This is a genomic window from Streptococcus sp. 3874, from assembly GCF_013276425.1.
In the GTDB taxonomy this organism is placed as follows: Bacteria; Bacillota; Bacilli; order Lactobacillales; family Streptococcaceae; genus Streptococcus; species Streptococcus pseudopneumoniae.
The window spans coordinates 1-1,644 of the sequence record NZ_VMLA01000083.1; the positions used below are offsets into that span (position 1 = coordinate 1).

A 1,644-nucleotide genomic window follows, 5' to 3' on the forward strand; every position below is an offset into this window, starting at 1 on the left:
TTCTTTAATCTCGTTTAGGTGTTGTAGAGGGAGAGGGGGAGGAAGGGGGGAGGGAGGAAAAAGGAAAGAAAAAGGGGGGAAAGGAAAGGAAAAAGAAGAGAGGGAGGAGAGGAAGAGCTGGACTTTCTTGTAGTCTATAGTAATTATCTTGTAACCTAGTTGCTTTGGCACTGTTGAGAGCATTAGCGATTCTCCTTGGACTCATCTTCCAATTAATTTGATGTTGGAGGAGTCGAAGATGAATTAAAGCGATAAAACAAGTCAAAAAATGTGCCTGTATATGATTTTCTGTCCATACATAAACAGGTCTACTTTCAAGCTCTGTCTTCGTGATGCGGAAGCAATCCTCAATCTTAGCTAACTCTTTATAAGCCTCCAACATCTCTTCATCTGTCATTCCAACTTCACTTGTTACAAGAACATTCACACCATCAAACTGAGCATCAAAATCAACCTGCTCATGGTCAATGGTAACAAGTGGGGAAAAAGGCTTTAGTTCCCCTGTTTTTTCATCCAGATAGTGGAGGTCTAGATATTTCTTGCCTCCTTTTTTACTGGTCTGTCGAAAGAGTTCCGCATTGGTTAGTTGGCTGGCATATTCTAAAGCACCTTCCCGACGAATCCGTTCTCGATCAGCGTATTTCTTAGACCAAGTAATCAGAACTTTCTCTTTGACAAGTGGAGAATCCTTCTTCGTTCCCAGCTTGCGTTCACGTAGATAGGACTTCTTTGCGAAGGTCAACTCCTTATTAAATTGCCAATCGTTTGGATTTAGAATTTGTGTTTGTAGCTCCTTTGAGGCGCCACGCCGTCCACGATGCTTCTGGGAGAAGAGCCATCCATCTTTTTGATGAATCATCTCAGAAATATTGTAAGAGCTATTCATAGCCTTATCGGCCACCACCACAATACGCTCAATTCCAAACTGTTTTTTAACTTCCTCAACAGCTGGAAGATAGGTAATAGGATCTGTTTGATTTCCTCTAAATAACTTATAACTGATGGGAATTCCATTCGTATCCATAAATAATCCTAATTGGACAATGGGTTTGGGACGATGTTCCTTACTAGGACCTCGCCTTCTTAGTCCTTCTTTTAGAATTTCACCATCAACTGAAACAACCGTCTCATCGGGGATATCTGTTTCAAAGTAGTAGTTCGTTACATCGTAGAAAACTAAACGTGCTTCACGCTTGGTCATGCGACTCACTTCTTTATGAAGATGAAGCAGAAGTTTTTCTTTCAAGGTATCCAACTTATCTAACGAACGATAAATAGCGTTGAGGCTTATTTCCCAATGACCAAATAAGTTTACTTGAGAAGCATAAGTAGATAACTTACTATCTGGATTGAGGACTCTCTGAAAAACTAATAGTTTTAAAATTTGAGACAAATCGTACTCTGATTTCGATTTCACTGTCTTTAGAAACTCGGTTAGTTTTAACTCTTCAAACAGGTTATCCAAGACCATCCAACCATAGGACTGATCCACCTCATTCATAGGAGCCAGTAGGTCATAGCTTACTTGAAAGAATTGAGGTTCTGTTAGTAGACCTTCCTTTGCCTCACGTTTCAAACGTTCTAAGATATCAGGTTCCTCTACCTCTAGTTCATCTAAGAGACCATATTTTTTCAAAATACGCT

1 pseudogene is annotated in these 1,644 nt (G+C 40.0%); it reads right to left on the reverse strand.

Annotated elements, in window-relative coordinates:
• Positions 1-121: 121 nt before the first annotated feature.
• Positions 122-1,644, reverse strand: a pseudogene (locus HT703_RS08510) (IS1634 family transposase); the annotation flags it as partial.